This is a genomic window from Pseudomonas sp. RL, assembly GCF_000647775.1.
In the GTDB taxonomy this organism is placed as follows: domain Bacteria; phylum Pseudomonadota; class Gammaproteobacteria; order Pseudomonadales; family Pseudomonadaceae; genus Serpens; species Serpens flexibilis.
In genome coordinates this window covers 16823-32970 of record NZ_JBOY01000007.1, presented here as the reverse complement: position 1 = coordinate 32970, position 16148 = coordinate 16823, and the positions used below count along the sequence as shown (strand labels likewise).

The following is a 16148-nucleotide window of genomic DNA, read 5'->3' as shown; positions in this document are numbered from 1 at the left end:
GACCGTGGGGTGAACACCGATGGGGTGTCCAGAGGTCCGCCGGGAGGCAGACACATCTTGTTCCCTACGCAGGCGCTAACCTGATCAGGTTCAACGGGATCCGGAACTGTCCGATCTCAGCCCACGATTCTGGGCACCCCGACAAGAACAGCGGGGAGTCTACGCAAGCCCTGGCACAAACTCCAATGCTGTCGCGTCATGGCCATTGACCCCCGTCGACCGACCCACATAGCCTTGCCGATCTTCAGGCATTCAGGAACGAACATGCTGCGTAGACTCACTCTCGCGTTCGCCATCTCGGCCGCCCTGCCAGGATTGGCCGTGGCCCAGGAGCCCCTCAAGAGCGACCTGCTGAGCGTCTATCAGCAAGCCGTGGAGAACAATGCCGATCTGGCGGCGGCACGCGCCCGCTATCAAGCCGTGCTGGAGCGGATTCCCCAGGCCCGTGCCGGGCTGTTGCCGCAGTTGTCGGCAGGGGCGTCCTATACCGATACCGACTCCGAGGTGGACACCGTCTTGCGGGGGCGTCAGTCAGTGGGCGCCAGTGCACTGGTCTATCAGGCGACCCTGAGCCAGCCGTTGTTCCGCGCCGATCGCTGGTTCCAGCTGCAGGCCGCCCAGGCGAGCGGCGAGCAGGCTGGCCTGGAATTCTCCGCCAGCCAGCAGGATCTGATCTTCCGCAGCGCCGAGGCGTACTTCGCGGTGTTGCGCGCCCAGGACAGTCTCGCCGCAGTGAAGGCCGAGGAGGCCGCGCTCAAGCGTCAGCTGGACCAGGCCAACGAGCGTTTCGAGGTCGGCCTATCCGACCGCACCGACGTGCTGCAGGCGCAGGCCGGGTACGACTCGGCGCGCGCCGGTCGCCTGCTGGCCGAGCGCCAGGTGCGGGACGCCTTCGAGAACCTCGAGGCGCTGACGGCGCGTCCCTACAGCCGCCTCGACGGTATTCGCCACAGCCTGCCGGTGCTTGCACCGGTGCCCAACGAGGCCAGCCAGTGGGTGGAAACCGCCGCCCGCCAGAACCTCAACCTGCAGGCCAGCCACTACGCGGTCATCGCCGCCGAGGAAAATGTGCGCCAGCGCCGCGCCGGTCATGCGCCGACCCTGGATGCCGTGGCTCAGTACCAGACGGGGGACAACGACGGCCTGGGATTCAGCAACGCCACGGACGTCCCCGGGCTAAGTCTGCCCCGCTACGCTGGCGATGCCTCGCGAAGCAGCATTGGCCTGCAGCTGAACATCCCGCTGTTCAGTGGCGGCCTGACCACCGCCCAGGGCCGTGAGGCCCAGCAGTTGCTGGCCCAGGCCGAGCAGCAGCGCGAAGGTTTGCGCCGCCAGGTGGTGCAGAACACCCGCAACCTGTTCCGCGCGGTAAACACCGATGTCGAACAGGTGCAGGCCCGGCGCCAGGCGATCATCTCCAGCCAGAGCGCGCTGGAGGCTACCGAAATCGGCTACCAGGTGGGCACCCGCAACATCGTCGACGTGCTGGATGCCCAGCGTCTGCTGTACGCGACCGTGCGCGACTACAACAACGCCCGCTACGACTACATCCTCGACAACCTGCGCCTGAAGCAGGTGGCCGGCACCCTCAGTCCCGCCGACCTGCAGGCGCTATCCGCCTACCTGCAGCCGGACTACACCCCGGACCGCGATTTCCTGCCGCCCGACCTGGCGCCCAAGCGGCAGGGGCCGGCGCAGCTGTAGCCGGCGAGCGAGAAAACCGGGGAATTCCCTGTGGGAGGGGCTTCGGCCGTGGGTGGGGCTGCCGTCGCGGCCGAAGCCGCTGCTACGAAAGCCATCCGGCCTCGTGGCAAAAACGGCAAGCGCCCTACGCCTGTCCTTCGCGCAGTTCGCTGAAGCGGCCGAGCTGGCGCTCGATCAGCGCCGGATAGGGCGGCAGCAGGCTTTCCACGCAATAGGCGCCCGGCGGGTTGCTGGTCGGGCGCAGGCGTGCGCGCTCGCGAATCGGCGCGGCGACCCCCAGCTGGGCGTCGGTGAGCAGCAGGGTGCGGCTGTGCTGGGCCAGTGCCAGGGCCTGCTGGGCCGGTTCGCTGAGTAGCAGATCGCCCTGGCCGATGCGCTCGGGCAGGGCGCCACCGCACAGGCTGAGCTGCAGCTGGGGCACCTGGCCGGTGTCGGCCATCTGCAGCTGCAGCGAATGGCCAAGCGCGCGCAGCAGTTCCCCGCAGCACAGCGCATGACCCAGGTAGTCGTCGTCATGGCGCTGATGGAACAACACCAGGCTGCTGCCGTCGCGCAGGATGTGCAGCTCGCCCTGGTAGAGACGGCTGGCCTGCTCCAGGCAGTGCCGATAGCGGTCCAGCAGGTCGACCAGGCGCTGGCGGGGCAGACGGCGCAGCTGATCCTGCTGGCCGATCTGCACGGCCAGCACGGCGCAGGCACTGGCATCGGAGCGGGCAGCCAGGGCAGGGGCGGCGAGATCCTCGTCGAGCGCCACCTCGTCCAGATCCAGAAACGGATCGTCCTCGTCCAGGCTATGGGCCATGGCGCGCTGTGGGCGCGGGTTGCCCGGTTCGGGTTGCCAGGCCGCTTCGAGCTCAGGCTCGTCATCCAGGGCCAGCTCCGGGTCCGCCTCCGGGTCCAGGTCAAGCTCCTGCTCGGGTTCTGGCGCGGGCGCGGGCTCGGGGAGCGGGGCCAGGCGCGCCTGCAGTGAACGCGCCAGCTCGCCGATCTCGTCCTGTCGCTGCGACCCAGGTGCCAGCCCCTGGGGATCGCGCACCCAGTGGCCGAGCGCGATCAGTGGGTTGGCCAGGCTGCGGCCCGCCAGCAGCGACAGCCAGAGCGCGGCCGCGAGCAGGATCAGGCTGAGCAACGCCATGCTCTGCAGGCCAAGGCTCAGGGGTTGACGGAAATGCTGCATGTCCAGGCTGATGCGCAACTGGCCGGCGAGCACCTCCTGGAAGCTGATAGGCGTGGCGAACAGGCCGTCAGTGGCGTCAGCCGGCCGGCTGCCGGCTTCGGCGAGGATGCGGTTGTCCGTGCTGTACACGGCGGCGTGGGCTACCAGCGGGTTCTTCACCAGATTGCCCAACAGCACGTTGAGGCTGAGGATGTCGTTAGCCACCAGCAGGCTGGTGGCCGTTGCTGCGGTCTGGGTGACCAGCGTCTGGCCGACCACATTGGCCTGTTGCTGGCTGGTCTGGCGCAGCTGCGTGCCGATCACCCAGGCGTACAGCAGCAGCACCAGGGCCACCATGCCCAGGCACAGGCCGGTGATGCGCAGGGGAACGGACAGGGTACGCCCACGCAGGGCGTCGAACAGTCGCAGGAACAGGTTGTCGGGTCTCACGGGCCGCGCATCTCGGCGATATAGGTCGCGGGAGTATACGGAATGCCCGGAGGCTGCCAAAGCACCCTGACGTGAATTGTGTCAAGGCTAAATGCCACCATTTTCGCGGGGTCTGGCGCCTCGCCCGCTGTGCGTCGGCATACCTTGCCGGCGCTTGGGGTAGAATGCGCGCCTTTCCGTTGCCCTTCGTCATGGGAGCTGCGCCTTGCGCGAAATCGTCCTGATCAACATCACCGGGGAAGACCGCCCCGGGCTGACCGCCGCCATCACCGGAGTGCTGGCCCAGGGCGGCGTGAACATCCTCGACATCGGCCAGGCCGTGATCCACGACACCCTGTCGTTCGGCATCCTGGTGGAGATGCCCGACAACGAGCGCGCATCCGCAGCGCTCAAGGATGTGCTGTTCACCGCCTACAAGCTGGACCAGCAAGTGCGCTTCACGCCGGTCTCCGAGGCCGACTACCAGCACTGGGTGAACGGCCAGGGCAAGCCGCGCCATATTGTCACCCTGCTGACTCGCCAGGTGACTGCCGAGCAACTGCACCGGGTCAGTGCCATCACCGCCAAGTACGACCTGAACATCGACCATATCGACCGCCTGTCCGGGCGCATGCCGCTGGACATGCCGGTCGAGCGCGGCAAGGGCTGCATCGAGTTCTCGGTGCGCGGCGAGCCGGCCGATCCGGATGCCCTGCGTGCCGAGTTTCTCAGCGTGGCCCAGGAGCTGAACGTGGACATCGCCTTCCAGCGCGACTCGGTGTTCCGCCGCAATCGCCGTCTGGCGGTGTTCGACATGGATTCCACGCTGATCGAGGCCGAGGTGATCGACGAGCTGGCCAAGGCCGCCGGCGTAGGCGAGCAGGTGGCGGAGATCACCGAGCGCGCCATGCGCGGCGAGCTGGATTTCCGCGCCAGCTTCAAGGAGCGCCTCGGTCTGCTCAAGGGGCTGTCCGAGGACGTGCTGGCCGAGATCGGCACCGGCCTGCGCCTGACCGAGGGCGCCGAGGTGCTGTTCGCCGAGCTCAAGCGCCTGGGCTACAAGACCGCGATCCTGTCCGGCGGCTTCAGCTACTTCGCCAAGCAGCTGCAGGCCAAGCTGGGCATCGACTACGTGTTCGCCAACGAACTGGAGATCGTCAACGGCAAGCTGACCGGCGTGGCCATCGAGCCGATCGTCGACGCCCAGCGCAAGGCCGACCTGCTGCGCCACCTGGCGGAAAAGGAAGGCCTGAGCCTGGAGCAGACCATCGCCGTGGGCGACGGCGCCAACGACTTGCCGATGCTCGGCCTGGCCGGCCTCGGCGTGGCCTTCCGCGCCAAGCCGCTGGTCAAGCAGTCGGCCAAGCAGGCGATCTCCACCCTGGGACTGGACGGCATCCTCTACCTGCTCGGCTTCCGCGACCGCGACGGCCAGGAGTAGGGAGAACCTGTGGGAGCGAATTCATTCGCGAGCTTCCGGGTGTGACCTGCACGAAAAGCTCGCGGACGAGTCCGCCCTCACAGCCGCATCAGCCCAGTCGCTGATCCGGGGCATACGGCGCTGGATCGATCGAAGGCGCCCGCCCCAGCATCAGATCCGCCAGCAGGCGGCAGGAGGCCGGCGCCAGCACCAGGCCGTTGCGGAAGTGCCCGCAGTTCAGCCACAGCCCCGGATGGCTGGCCAGTTCGCCGATGAACGGGATGCCGTCCGGCGAGCCCGGCCGCAGGCCAGCCCAGTGGCCGACCACCGGTGCGTTCGCCAGATCTGGTAGCAACTCGGCGGCCGTGGCGCGCAGGCTGTCCAGGGCATTCTCGGTGGTGGATTTGTCGAAGCCGCAGTATTCCAGGGTGCTGCCGACCAGGATGTGACCGTCGCGGCGCGGGATGGCGTAGCGGCGACCCGCCAGCACCATGCTCGGCAGGAAATCCGTGGCGCACTTGAACAGGATCATCTGCCCGCGCACCGGCTGGACCGGTAGCTGCACGCCCAGGGTGGCCAGCAACTCGCCGCTCCAGGCACCGGCGGCCAGCACTACCTGGTCGGCGCGGTATTCGCGTGCTGCCGTGCGCACGCCGACCACTCGCCCGCCTTCCTGCACGAAGCCCTGCACCGGCTGCTGGCTGTGGATCTCCGCGTGGGCCAGGCGCTCCAGCGCCACGCGCAAGGCCTTCAGCAGGCGCGGATTGCGGATGTTGGCCACCCCCGGCATGTACAGCGCACGCTGGAAACGGTCGGCGAGGGCGGGGATGGTCCGCCGCACATCGTCGACCGGCACCCGTTCCAGGGTTCGCTCGAAACGGGCGGCCCAGGCCAGAGCCTGCTCCTCGTCCTCAACATCCATCCAGTACAGGCCGGTCACGTGCAGCTCGGGATCGACTCCGCTGTCCTGCAGCAACTGCGCCGTCAGCGCCGGGTAGGCGTCCTGCGCCTGCAGGGCCAGCGCCTGCACCGCCGCCGGATACCGCCACGGATACAGCGGCGAGACGATGCCACCCCCCGCCCAGGATGCCTCGCGACCCGGCTCGCCGGATTCCACCAGGGTGACGCGCAGACCCGCGCCGACCAGCTTGTAGGCCGTCAGCAGGCCGATGATGCCGGCGCCGATTACCAGAACGTGTTGCACATTTCTCTCCTTGGGCGATTCAGCGAAGTGATCTGCTTGACGGGCCGTGGCCATGGTCTAACAAGGACGGGTCGGTCAGGAAGGCCGACATGATATTGGGATTAGCAAGGATTCGCTCATGGACTATGAACGGCAGCGTGCGTTCACGCTGGTGGAACTGATTATCGCGCTGGCGATCCTGGTGATCGCCGTCAGCCTGGCTGCGCCCTCGATGACACAGCTGTACCGCAAGCATCAGCTCGACGCCTATCAGGCTGAACTGATGCGTCTGATCGTGCAGGCTCGCCAGCATGCGCTGATCAACCAGCGTCGGGTCACCCTGTGCGCCCTGAATGCTCAGGGGGGCTGCGTCAGCCTGAAGGCCGGCGTGCTGACCAGTTTCGTCGACGGTAACGGCAATCGGGCACTGGACGCCGGCGAGACGCTGCTGCAAACCCTGGCCATTCCGAGCCACGTGCAGGCGGACTGGGTGGGGACAAAGCCCCTGCATTCGCTGCATTTCAGCGGGCAGGGCACCACCTACCTCAGTAACGGCACATTCACCCTGTGTCACCAGGCGGGTCTTAACCGCTACGGCAAGCTGGTTATCAGCCGCCAGGGTCGGGTGCGTGCGGAGCGACACGAGCAGGGCTGCCCGCTGGGTTAGTTGTCTGGGCGGTAGCCCTGTTTTGTGGGTTTTGCGACGTTGTCTGCAAATTCACCCATTTGCTCGACCGTTTGCCCACGATTTCACACCAGCCATCGGTACCCCGATTGTCACGCCTGGGGGGCTTGCAGACACTGCGCTCGATTCTTCAGGCGAGGCGGGTCATGCGATTCAACCAAGGCTTCACCCTCATCGAACTCATGGTGGCCATCAGCTTGCTGGCGGTCCTGGCCGCATTGGCCGCGCCGGCGATGGGAGACTTCATTGTTCGCCAGCGGGTCGCCAGCCAGGCGGGCGACCTGGCCCTGGCCATGGCGCTGGCGCGCTCCGAAGCGATCAAGAGCTCGACCAGCATCGCGGTGATCCCGGAGGCGGTCAGTCCGAACGGCTGGGCGAATGGCTGGTGCGTCGCCCCGGCAACCGTAGCGAACTGCGATGACGCCGCGGTGCTGCGCCGATTCTCCGGCCGCGGCAACGTGACCATCAGCAGCGCTGCCCTGGCCAGCCCTTACCGGGTCCTGTTCCTGCGCGATGGCACGCGAGGGGTCAGCAGCGGTCGTCCGCGTTTCAAGGTGTCTTCCCCGCAATTGCCCGCCGCCGGCCAGAACGCCCGCTGCGTGTTGCTCACGCCGCAAGGCCGCACCGAGGTGTCGGCCACGACGCGGGATGCCAACTGCCCGCAATAAGGACGAGGGATCAGCAATGTCGAACAAAGGAAACAGGCAGGCCGGCTTCTCGATGATCGAGGTGCTGGTCACCCTGCTGGTGTTCACGGTGGGGCTGCTTGGCCTGGCGGCCCTGCAGCTCAATGCGCTGCAGGGGACATCCGACAGTGCGCAGCGCTCGCAGGCCGCCGCCGTGCTGCAGGACCTGGCCGAGCGGATGCGCGCCAATCCCCAGGGGAGCGCTGCCGACTACGCGGCGGCCGTGAACTGCGCGGCCCTGCCGGCGGTGCGCTGTGCGGATCACGTCAATCCGGCCACCGGCGCCAAGGTCAATGCCGCCAGCTGCACCGCCGCGCAGATGGCCGCGTTCGACAGCTGGGAGGCGCGCTGCAGCTATGCCGCTCTGGCCAACTTCAATGCGGACGATGCGCGCTTCTCCAGTCGCGACTTCCTCACGGCGAGTGCCGCTGCACCGGTGGTGGCGATCGGCAACGTCAACGGCGTGCTGTCGCTGACAGCCACCTGGCTGAGCAAGGGCAACGAGCCGCAGGAGCGTGGCAAACAGCAGCGGGGGGAGAAGGTCTTGTCCTCCCGGCTCGAGGAGATTCGTCGATGAAGTACATGATCGCTCCGGCTCGGCAGCTCGGCCTGACCGTGGTCGAACTGCTGGTCGCCCTGGTGCTCAGCCTGCTGCTGCTGACCGGCATCATCCAGGTGTTCCTGGCCAGCAAGCAGACCTACGCCACCAACGAGGCCATGTCGGTGCTGCAGGAGAATGGCCGCTTTGCGCTGGAGTTCATTGCGCGCAGTGTTCGGATGGGCGGCTATGTGGAACCAACCGCGCTGAGCTTGTGGCCGCCACTCGCAGTGCAGGGCTCGGGTTGCACGGGGCTGTGTACGGAAACTGGCAACGGCAACGCCTCGGACCAGTTGGCCATCGCCTTCCAGCCACCCAGGGACCCGGTGACCGGGACGCGCCAGGACTGCGGCGGAACGACCGTGGATGACGATCGCGTCCTGGTCAACGTCTTCCATGTGCAGAACGGCAGCCTGCGCTGTTCTTCCTACCAACACACGCCCTACCAGGTGCTCACGTCGAACGTCGAGCTGGTCAGCGGCATCGATCGCCTGCAGGTGCTGTTTGGCATCAGCACCCAGGGGAACCTCGATAGCGCCAACCAGTATGTCTCGGCCGATCGCGTCACCAACTGGGAGCAGGTACGTGCCGTGCGGGTGGCCGTGCTGGCCAATTCCCTCTCCCCCGTGTCGCCTGCACCACCCGCGCGGCCCTACATCCTGCTCGACGCCGAGCCGGTGAGCTTCAATGACCGGCTGGCCCGGCAGATCTTCACCACCACGATTCAGCTGAAGAACATTTACTGAGGTCCCCATGCTTCGAGTACCCCTTCGTCAACGCGGGGCCAGCCTGATCGTGGCCCTGATCTTTCTCCTGGTACTGACCGTTGCCGGCCTGACCGCCGTGCGCTTTGCCACGCTTGAGGAGCGCATGGCCAGCAACACCCAGTTCCGCAGCATGGCCCACCAGCTGGCGCAGAGCGAGATGCGCGCGCAGCAGCGCTTGTTCAATACCAGCGCCGCGGGGCGTGCCCCGCTACTGGAGGCGCTGAATGCCGGAGTCCATGGCCTGACGTCCTCTCAGTTGGCCAACCTGGCCCTGCCGGACACCAGCCGGCTGCCCGTGGCGCTTGATGCCGAAATCGATCCTGCGGGAGCTGCCTTCCCCCAGCACAGCGTGCGTTTCCTGAACCAGCGGATCTGTGAGGACGGCAGCAGCGGGGACAAGTTCTCCTGCACCTATTACGAAGTGGCCACCACCGCCCGGATGGATGGCGGGGCCGAGTCGTCGCAGGTGCAGGGCATCGTATTCATGAGTAACCAGTGAGCGAGGAGTGGGTCATGACCCGGATCGGCGTATGTATCGCCTGCATTCTTGCGTTGGCGCTAGGAAATGCAGCGGCGCGGGAACAAGCGATGCATGAAGTGCTTATGGAAACCATCGAATCCCAGCGGTTGATTTTCCACTGGCGGCACGAGCCAGAGCGTTTGGCAACTGTGCTGGTTTACACCTGTTCGACCTGTGAGATTCAGCAGAAATTCATTGATCGAGAAACCCGGCTGATACGCGGCAACCAGGAGCTGGACATTTCGCTGCTCGGGCAAAGAGTCGAATGGGACGGTCATGTGACGATCTCCAGTGCTGATCCGAAGCGGATTCTAAAAGTCGAGATATTCGAGTAAGAAGGGTCAATCATGGCAAGGAAATTAGCGCTGGCCGCAGGGGCCTTTCTCTATACGTTGCTGGCCTCTCAGGCGGTGCTGGCAGACGACATAGAAATCTACGTCACCCGCGATCTGCCGGCCGATCAACGGGTTCGGCCGAACATTCTGTTCATCATCGACTCCTCCGGTTCCATGGGCACGGAAGTCTCCGGCACCAAGCCCAAGCAAAGTCGCATTCAGGTCGTGCGCCAGGTGACCAAGCAGCTTATCGATGAGTTGAAAGTCGCCGAGGATGTCAATGTGGGCATCATGCGCTTCAACGGCAATGATGGCGGTAAGGTCCTGCAGGAAGTTAAGCGGCTGACGAAAAATAATGCCGTCGACATGAAGGACGTTGTGGATGATATCCCTGCATCGGGGAATACTCCGCTGCTGGAAACATTCTACGAAGCCTTTCTTTATCTGAGTGGTGGTAGTCCCTACTGGGGCAAGGAAGTCTTGCAGTGTGTTGATTGGGACCGCAGGGGAAACTGTACGAAGCGGGAACTCGTTAATGTCAGTGTTGCGAGCTCCATCCGGGACGGCGCCTATATATCCCCGCTTACCCATAGTTGCCAGAAGACCAACATCATTTATCTCAGTGATGGCGAGCCAACCCAGGACACCAGTTCCAACGAGGCGGTGCGCAAGCTGGTGGCCGGCAAGAATGTCCGATATCCCGCCTCGACCTGCGGCAATGGTCAGGGAGCCTGCCTGCCTCACCTGGCCGAGTACATGGCCAATCAGGACATGGCTCCTGGCGTGAGCGGCACGCAGACGGTCAACACCTACACCATCGGTTTCGCCATCGACCTGCCGCTGCTGAAGAACACCGCCGAGGCTGGCGGCGGCAAGTACTTCACCACCAGCAACGTCTCCGGGCTGACCGAGGCGATGAAGTCGATCATCGTCGAGATCCTCGCCGAGAACACCAGCTTCGCCGCGCCCAGCGTGGCGGTGAGCGCCTACAACAATCTCGGCTACCGCAACGACCTCTATTACGCGCTGTTCCGGCCCGCCGAAGGCGACCGCTGGGTGGGCAACGTAAAGCGCTACAAGCTGACCCGGGATGGCAACGGCGACAGCCTGATCGTCGATCGCGACGGCAATCCGGCCGTGGACCCCCAGACCGGCTTCTTCCGCGATACCGCGCGCAGCTTCTGGTCATCGAGCACGGACGGGAAGGATGTGGCCAAGGGTGGCGTGGCCGAGAACCTGCCGGCTTCGCGAACGGTTTACACCTGGACCGGGAACGACCGTACCCCGACAGCCAATGCGGGTGTAACCGGCGCAGCCACCTTGGCAAGCCTTGCGGATACCCAGCAGCTGACCAACGCCATGCTTGGCGCGGCCAACAACACCGAGCGCAGCAACTTCATCAAGTGGGGCCAGGGACTCGATCCGCAGACCAATACCCGCCGCCAGCAGGTGGCCGATATCCTGCATAACGAGCCGAAGCTGGTGGCCTACCGCACCGATGAGAACCTGGCACGGGTCACCAATGCCGAAAAACCGACCAATGACCCCACGTACGATCCCGTGCTGGGCTCGTCCCTGGAGCAGCTGTACCTGTTCTTCAGCAGCAACGAAGGCTTCATTCATGCCGTCGATGCCAGCACCGGGGTAGAGAAGTTCGCCTTCATTCCCAAGGAGTTGCTGCCCAACCTGGGTGCCTACTACAAGGATGCGAAGGGTGGAGCCAAGACCTATGGCATGGACGGGCAGATCAAGCTGTGGGTCGAGTACGGCCCCCTGGATGCCGACAACCAGACCCGCAGCCTGTCCAAGGCGTTCCTGTATGCCGGCATGCGCCGGGGCGGGCGCAATTACTACGCCCTGGATGTCGCCAATCTTGATGCGCCCAAGCTCAAGTGGGCGATCAAGGGTGGCGTGACGCCGGGTTTCGATGCGCTCGGGCAAACCTGGGCGGCGCCGATGCTGGGCCAGCTCAAGGTCAACGGCACGCCCACCAAGGTGCTGATCCTGTCCGGTGGTTACGACACCAACCAGGACAATGACGAGCCGAACACCCCCAGCAACGATACACGTGGCAATGCGCTGTTCATTGTCGACGCCGATAGCGGGAAGCTGTTGTGGCGGGCCGGCAGCGATCAGGCGGCCGACCTGCAGATCGCCAGCATGACCAACAGCATTCCGGCCGAGCCGGCGCTGGTGGATGTCGATGGCAATGGGCTGGTCGATATCCTCTATGTCGCGGATACCCGCGGGCAGATCTTCCGCATCGATTTCAACCACAGCGGTGCCAACAGCACCGCGACGGGTGGGCGTGTCGCCAGCCTGGGCGGCACTACGGCGGCGGACAATCGCCGTTTCTACAGCCCGCCGGACATCGCGCTGCACCGCGTGCGTGGTAGCCAGCCGCACTTCACCATCGCCATCGGCTCGGGCTATCGCGCCCATCCACTCAACGAGGACACCGAAGACCGCTTCTATGTGTTGCGTGACTACAACGTCTACTCGGCACCGACGAGTTATACGACGCTGACCGAGGCTGATCTGACGGATGTTTCCAGTGTGAGTGTCAGTGGCGACGCGGCGGCGGCTATCCGCACGCAGCTGGCCGCCAAGGAAGCGGAAATCAGCGCGCTGAATGCGACGGTGGTGTCGGCCCAGTTGGCCCTGACGGACTATCGGGCCTCCAGCGGCCTGACCGGCAAGTATCAGCAGTGGCAACAGGAACAGGCCGAGGCGCTGTATCGCCAGCAGCAGATCGAGCAGATCCTCGAGCGGAATCCCTTCGTCGTGCAGCATGCGCCGGAATCCGAGCAACAGCGGGACTTCCAGGAGCAGATCGCCAATGTGCAGGCATTGCTCGATGGCTGGGTGGCGGCGGATCCGAACAACACCGATTTGATTGCCTATCGCAGTCAGCTGACCACGGTCTACGGCAATCTGTTGCAGCGGCAGGCCTCTCTGGAAGCCTACCAGGCCACCGTGACGGCCAAGGAGGCGGAGCTGGTAGCAGCCCGCAACGACCCCGACAACGCAGATGTGGATAGGCTGGAGCAAGAGCTCGGCGATCTGCGTCAGAACTACGCAACTGCGGCCGCCGGGCGCGATCGGCTGAATACCACGCTGCCTGATCTGATCGACGCCGCCCGTGCTGCCACGACAGACCGTCAGTTAGCACTGGATGCGTTGCAGGCCGCCATCGCGGACGTCGGTTCCTGGGACAGCGGTGCCGGCCAGCTCGAAAGCGACCTCCTGGCGCGCGACGAACAGGGCAAGCTGCAGGACCTAGAGAATTTGGCCGACAGCCAGAGTAATGATGTCGAACTGCTCGACGATCTCGAGGATGAGCGCCAGACGCATCTGGCCCAGGCCGCTGCCTTGCTGACCGCCATCGAAGCGCTGCAGGCACTGCCCTACGTCGACTCCCCCTCGCTGACTGAGGAACAACTGGCGGCGGCCCGCGCGCAGTACGGCGACGACCTGACCATCCTCGAGGCCTACCAGTTCCTGCTGGACCAGGCGATCGTCACCGCCAGCGAGCGTCTGCCGGGCCTGCGCACCGAGATCAATGGCCTCTACGCCCAGCTGCAGCCGGGCGACAACTACACGCCCAACCAGACCCTGCTCGGCCAGAGCCAGGGCTGGTTCATGCGCCTGCCCCATGGCGAGAAGGTGCTATCGGCCTCGACCTCCTACAAGGGCGTGGTGTTGTTCAGTACCTTCAGCCCGCGCGGCCAGGCGGTCAGCACCTGCGGGCCGGATGTCGGACGGGGCCGCTACTACGCCGTCAACCTCAGCGATGCCAGCGGCGTGTTCCTCAAGGATGGTGTGGTGGTGCGCGGCTTCGACCTGAATCGCAGCGGGATTCCGCCGAGTCCTTCGGTGATTCTGGATGACAGCCCGTCCGGTGATTCAGGCAGCGACGGTGGCGGTGATGATGGCACGACGCCTGGGACGGGGACTGGCACTGGTGGTTCCAATACACCTACAACTGGCGCCGGTTCTGAACTCGGCACGCCGGTCTGCGGCTATGGCCCCGGCAAGAGCTATTGCGAAAGCACCCCGGTCACACCCACCTACTGGAGAGAAAACTGATGGACCAGAAAGGCTTCACCCTGCTCGAAGTGATGATCGTCGTGGCGATCATCGGCATCCTCGCGGCCATCGCCTACCCGAGCTATCAGGAACATACCCTGCGGGCCGGGCGGGCTGACGGCAAGGCCAAGCTGATGGAGATCCTGCAGGCCCAGGAGCGCTTCTACTCGCAGAACCAGCGCTATATCGCTGCGTTGAACGGCGATCCGGTTGCCGTCCCGCCGACCGGCCTAGGTTATGCCGCCAACCCGGTGATTTCCGACGAGGGGCGCTACAGCATCACGGCGGCGGCCTGCGGCAACGGCGCCGGGCAGGGCATCGCCAGTTGCGTGATCCTCACGGCAACCCCGCGCGGGGCGCAGGTCAATGATGCCGCGTGCGGCAACCTGACCCTGAACAGCCGGGGCGAGCGTGGGCGCAGCGGCAACGGTAATCTCGACGCCTGCTGGTAGGCGGCCGGAAAGGCGCCAACCGCCCTACGGTCTGGTAATGGCAGAAACGACAAGGCCGGCAATCGCCGGCCTTGTCGTTTGTTACCCGCGCAATTACAGCGCCTTCACCCGCAGTTCCTTCGGCATGGAGAAGGTGATGTTCTCCGGCCGGCCTTCCAGTTCCTCGGCGCCGGTGGCGCCCCATTCGCGCAGCTGGCTGATCACGCCACGCACCAGCACTTCCGGGGCGGAGGCGCCGGCGGTGATGCCGATCTTCTCGACCCCCTCGAACCACTCGCGCTTGAGGTCCTCGGCGCCATCGATCAGGTAGGCCGGCGTGCCGATGCGTTCGGCCAGCTCGCGCAGGCGGTTGGAGTTGGAGCTGTTCGGGCTGCCGACCACCAGCACCAGGTCGCACTCGACGGCCAGTTGCTTGACCGCGTCCTGGCGGTTCTGGGTGGCGTAGCAGATATCGTCCTTGCGCGGTCCGCCGACGTTGGGAAAGCGCTGGCGCAGGGCGTCGATGACCTTGCTGGTGTCGTCCATGGAGAGGGTGGTCTGGGTGACGAAGGCCAGCGATTCTGGCTGGCGCACCTGCAGGCGGGCCACGTCTTCCTCGTTTTCCACCAGGTAGATGCTGCCGCCGTTGCTGTTGTCGTACTGGCCCATGGTGCCTTCCACTTCCGGGTGGCCGGCGTGGCCGATCAGCACGCATTCGCGGCCTTCGCGGCTGTAGCGCACCACTTCCATATGCACCTTGGTGACCAGCGGGCAGGTGGCGTCGAAAACCTTCAGGCCGCGGCGATCGGCTTCGTCACGCACGGCCTTGGAGACGCCGTGGGCGCTGAAGATGACGATGTAGTTGTCCGGCACCTGGTCGAGTTCCTCGACGAAGATGGCGCCACGGGCGCGCAAGTCCTCGACCACGAACTTGTTGTGCACCACTTCGTGACGCACGTAGATCGGCGGGCCGAAAACTTCCAGGGCGCGGTTGACGATCTCGATGGCGCGGTCGACACCGGCGCAGAAGCCACGGGGGTTGGCGAGTTTGATGTGCATGGCGGTGTCTCGTCGTGGTGGTGCTAGGCGTAGGGTGGAAACTCGCGAAGCGATTTTCCACCGGGTAGGCGCTGGGGTGTCAACGGTAGACAAGGCGTCGCGTTGTCTACCCTATGGCCTCGGCTACCGTCAGGCGGCCTTGACGTCCAGGATCTCCACCTCGAAGGTCAGCACCTTGCCGGCCAGCGGGTGGTTGAAATCAACGGTGACCTGCTGGTTGTCGAAGTGGCTGACCACGCCGGGCAGCTCGCCCTTGGCGGCGTCCTGGAAGATGACCATCAGCCCCTCGGAGAGCTCCATGCCCTCGAACTGGCCGCGGGGCATGACCTGCACGTTCTGCGGATTGGGCTGGCCGAAGCCGTGTTCCGGCTCGATGCGCAGGCTGCGCTTGTCGCCGGCCTTCAGACCCTGCAGGGCCAGCTCGAAGCCGGGCAGCAGGTTGCCGTCACCGAATGTGAAGGTGGCGGGCTGCTTGTCGAAGGTGCTGTCGACCACGTCGCCGCTCTCCAGCTTCAGGGCGAAGTGCAGGGTAACTTCCTTGTCCGGGCCGATGCGGATGTCAGTCATTGGGATTCTCCGGACTGCTTGGATGTGAACATGTCGATGACCAGCATGATGGCGCCAACGGTAATGGCGCTGTCCGCCAGGTTGAAAGCCGGGAAATACCAGCGGTTCTGCCAGTGCACGAGGATGAAGTCGATGACGTGGCCGAACAGCACGCGGTCCACCAGGTTGCCCAGCGCGCCGCCGAGCACCAGTGCCAGGGCGATGGCCAGCCAGGTTTCGTTGGGCTTCAGACGCTTGAGCCAGACCACCAGCACCACGCTGACCACAATGGCGATCAGCGCGAACAGCCAGCGCTGCCAGCCGGACTGGCCGGCCAGGAAGCTGAAGGCCGCGCCGGTGTTGTAGGCCAGCGTCCAGCTGAACAGGTCGGGAATGATCACGATCTGCTGGTACAGGTTCAGGGCGCCCTCGAAGTAGAACTTGCTGGCCTGGTCGAGCACGAATACCAGGGCGGTGAGCCACAACCAGGGCAGCTTGCCGAAGCGCGCGCTCATCGCATGCCCTCGCTGACCGGCGATT

The 16148-nt window shown here is 65.2% G+C and carries 15 protein-coding genes and 1 riboswitch; of the genes, 10 read left to right on the top strand and 5 right to left on the bottom strand.

Annotated elements, in window-relative coordinates; genetic code table 11:
- Positions 1–44: 44 nt before the first annotated feature.
- Positions 45–151: riboswitch (TPP riboswitch) on the bottom strand.
- A 113-nt stretch (positions 152–264) separates the two neighbouring features.
- Positions 265–1704: a TolC family outer membrane protein gene (locus AS93_RS0102090; RefSeq protein ID WP_027589040.1), complete on the top strand. Its 1440-nt coding sequence runs from the start codon at positions 265–267 to the stop codon at positions 1702–1704.
- Positions 1705–1828: 124 nt separating this feature from the next.
- Here AS93_RS0102090 and AS93_RS0102085 read toward each other — a convergent pair whose 3' ends face one another.
- On the bottom strand, positions 1829–3310 hold the full coding sequence (locus tag AS93_RS0102085) for a histidine kinase (RefSeq protein ID WP_027589039.1): 1482 nt from the start codon (positions 3308–3310) through the stop codon (positions 1829–1831).
- Positions 3311–3515: 205 nt separating this feature from the next.
- On the opposite strand from AS93_RS0102085, the gene serB reads away from it, so the two are divergent.
- Positions 3516–4730, top strand: coding sequence for a phosphoserine phosphatase SerB (gene serB, locus AS93_RS0102080; RefSeq protein ID WP_027589038.1), 1215 nt, complete (start codon positions 3516–3518; stop codon positions 4728–4730).
- 88 nt (positions 4731–4818) lie between these two features.
- Here the strand turns inward: serB and thiO are convergent, their stop codons facing one another.
- Positions 4819–5913: a glycine oxidase ThiO gene (gene thiO, locus AS93_RS0102075; protein WP_037008399.1), complete on the bottom strand. Its 1095-nt coding sequence runs from the start codon at positions 5911–5913 to the stop codon at positions 4819–4821.
- Positions 5914–6031: 118 nt separating this feature from the next.
- Here thiO and AS93_RS18575 point away from each other — a divergent pair, with 118 nt between their 5' ends.
- The 8 genes from AS93_RS18575 to AS93_RS0102035 all read left to right on the top strand — a co-directional run bounded on the left by AS93_RS18575 (position 6032) and on the right by AS93_RS0102035 (position 14024).
- Positions 6032–6559 carry a GspH/FimT family pseudopilin gene (locus AS93_RS18575; protein WP_051587307.1) on the top strand — a complete coding sequence of 176 codons (528 nt, stop codon included), beginning with the start codon at positions 6032–6034 and terminating at the stop codon, positions 6557–6559.
- A gap of 164 nt (positions 6560–6723) precedes the next feature.
- On the top strand, positions 6724–7245 hold the full coding sequence (locus AS93_RS0102065; RefSeq protein WP_027589036.1) for a GspH/FimT family pseudopilin: 522 nt from the start codon (positions 6724–6726) through the stop codon (positions 7243–7245).
- A gap of 16 nt (positions 7246–7261) precedes the next feature.
- Positions 7262–7840 (top strand): type IV pilus modification protein PilV, encoded by a 579-nt coding sequence (gene pilV / locus AS93_RS18570; protein ID WP_074467509.1) that lies wholly within the window; start codon positions 7262–7264, stop codon positions 7838–7840.
- The gene (locus AS93_RS0102055) at positions 7837–8607 is read left to right on the top strand and encodes a PilW family protein (protein WP_027589035.1); all 771 of its coding nucleotides are present in this window, start codon (positions 7837–7839) and stop codon (positions 8605–8607) included. Before pilV ends, AS93_RS0102055 begins: the two co-directional genes overlap by 4 nt.
- 7 nt (positions 8608–8614) lie before the next feature.
- Positions 8615–9127 carry a PilX N-terminal domain-containing pilus assembly protein gene (locus AS93_RS0102050; RefSeq protein WP_027589034.1) on the top strand — a complete coding sequence of 171 codons (513 nt, stop codon included), beginning with the start codon at positions 8615–8617 and terminating at the stop codon, positions 9125–9127.
- A gap of 14 nt (positions 9128–9141) precedes the next feature.
- Complete coding sequence (locus AS93_RS0102045) at positions 9142–9483, top strand: hypothetical protein (RefSeq protein ID WP_139182016.1); 342 nt, start codon at positions 9142–9144, stop codon at positions 9481–9483.
- A 12-nt stretch (positions 9484–9495) separates the two neighbouring features.
- Positions 9496–13572, top strand: coding sequence for a PilC/PilY family type IV pilus protein (locus AS93_RS0102040; protein ID WP_256214669.1), 4077 nt, complete (start codon positions 9496–9498; stop codon positions 13570–13572).
- On the top strand, positions 13572–14024 hold the full coding sequence (locus AS93_RS0102035) for a type IV pilin protein (protein WP_037008397.1): 453 nt from the start codon (positions 13572–13574) through the stop codon (positions 14022–14024). The genes AS93_RS0102040 and AS93_RS0102035 overlap by 1 nt, the downstream gene beginning before the upstream one ends.
- 93 nt (positions 14025–14117) lie before the next feature.
- Here the strand turns inward: AS93_RS0102035 and ispH are convergent, their stop codons facing one another.
- The 3 genes from ispH to lspA all read right to left on the bottom strand — a co-directional run bounded on the left by ispH (position 14118) and on the right by lspA (position 16123).
- Positions 14118–15062 carry a 4-hydroxy-3-methylbut-2-enyl diphosphate reductase gene (ispH, locus tag AS93_RS0102030; protein ID WP_027589030.1) on the bottom strand — a complete coding sequence of 315 codons (945 nt, stop codon included), beginning with the start codon at positions 15060–15062 and terminating at the stop codon, positions 14118–14120.
- Positions 15063–15191: 129 nt separating this feature from the next.
- Positions 15192–15629 (bottom strand): peptidylprolyl isomerase, encoded by a 438-nt coding sequence (locus AS93_RS0102025; RefSeq protein WP_027589029.1) that lies wholly within the window; start codon positions 15627–15629, stop codon positions 15192–15194.
- Complete coding sequence (gene lspA / locus AS93_RS0102020; protein WP_027589028.1) at positions 15626–16123, bottom strand: signal peptidase II; 498 nt, start codon at positions 16121–16123, stop codon at positions 15626–15628. The genes AS93_RS0102025 and lspA overlap by 4 nt, the downstream gene beginning before the upstream one ends.
- Between the last annotated feature and the right edge of the window lie 25 nt (positions 16124–16148).

What these genes read in the sequence shown, in the direction of transcription:
- pilV (WP_074467509.1), top strand. Translation starts at nt 7,262, where the DNA reads ATGTCGAACAAAGGAAACAGGCAGGCCGGCTTCTCGATGATCGAGGTG.
- AS93_RS18575 (WP_051587307.1), top strand. Translation starts at nt 6,032, where the DNA reads ATGGACTATGAACGGCAGCGTGCGTTCACGCTGGTGGAACTGATTATC.
- AS93_RS0102040 (WP_256214669.1), top strand. Translation starts at nt 9,496, where the DNA reads ATGGCAAGGAAATTAGCGCTGGCCGCAGGGGCCTTTCTCTATACGTTG.
- AS93_RS0102050 (WP_027589034.1), top strand. Translation starts at nt 8,615, where the DNA reads ATGCTTCGAGTACCCCTTCGTCAACGCGGGGCCAGCCTGATCGTGGCC.
- lspA (WP_027589028.1), bottom strand. Translation starts at nt 16,123, where the DNA reads ATGAGCGCGCGCTTCGGCAAGCTGCCCTGGTTGTGGCTCACCGCCCTG.
- AS93_RS0102055 (WP_027589035.1), top strand. Translation starts at nt 7,837, where the DNA reads ATGAAGTACATGATCGCTCCGGCTCGGCAGCTCGGCCTGACCGTGGTC.
- AS93_RS0102035 (WP_037008397.1), top strand. Translation starts at nt 13,572, where the DNA reads ATGGACCAGAAAGGCTTCACCCTGCTCGAAGTGATGATCGTCGTGGCG.
- AS93_RS0102065 (WP_027589036.1), top strand. Translation starts at nt 6,724, where the DNA reads ATGCGATTCAACCAAGGCTTCACCCTCATCGAACTCATGGTGGCCATC.
- AS93_RS0102090 (WP_027589040.1), top strand. Translation starts at nt 265, where the DNA reads ATGCTGCGTAGACTCACTCTCGCGTTCGCCATCTCGGCCGCCCTGCCA.
- ispH (WP_027589030.1), bottom strand. Translation starts at nt 15,062, where the DNA reads ATGCACATCAAACTCGCCAACCCCCGTGGCTTCTGCGCCGGTGTCGAC.
- AS93_RS0102045 (WP_139182016.1), top strand. Translation starts at nt 9,142, where the DNA reads ATGACCCGGATCGGCGTATGTATCGCCTGCATTCTTGCGTTGGCGCTA.
- AS93_RS0102025 (WP_027589029.1), bottom strand. Translation starts at nt 15,629, where the DNA reads ATGACTGACATCCGCATCGGCCCGGACAAGGAAGTTACCCTGCACTTC.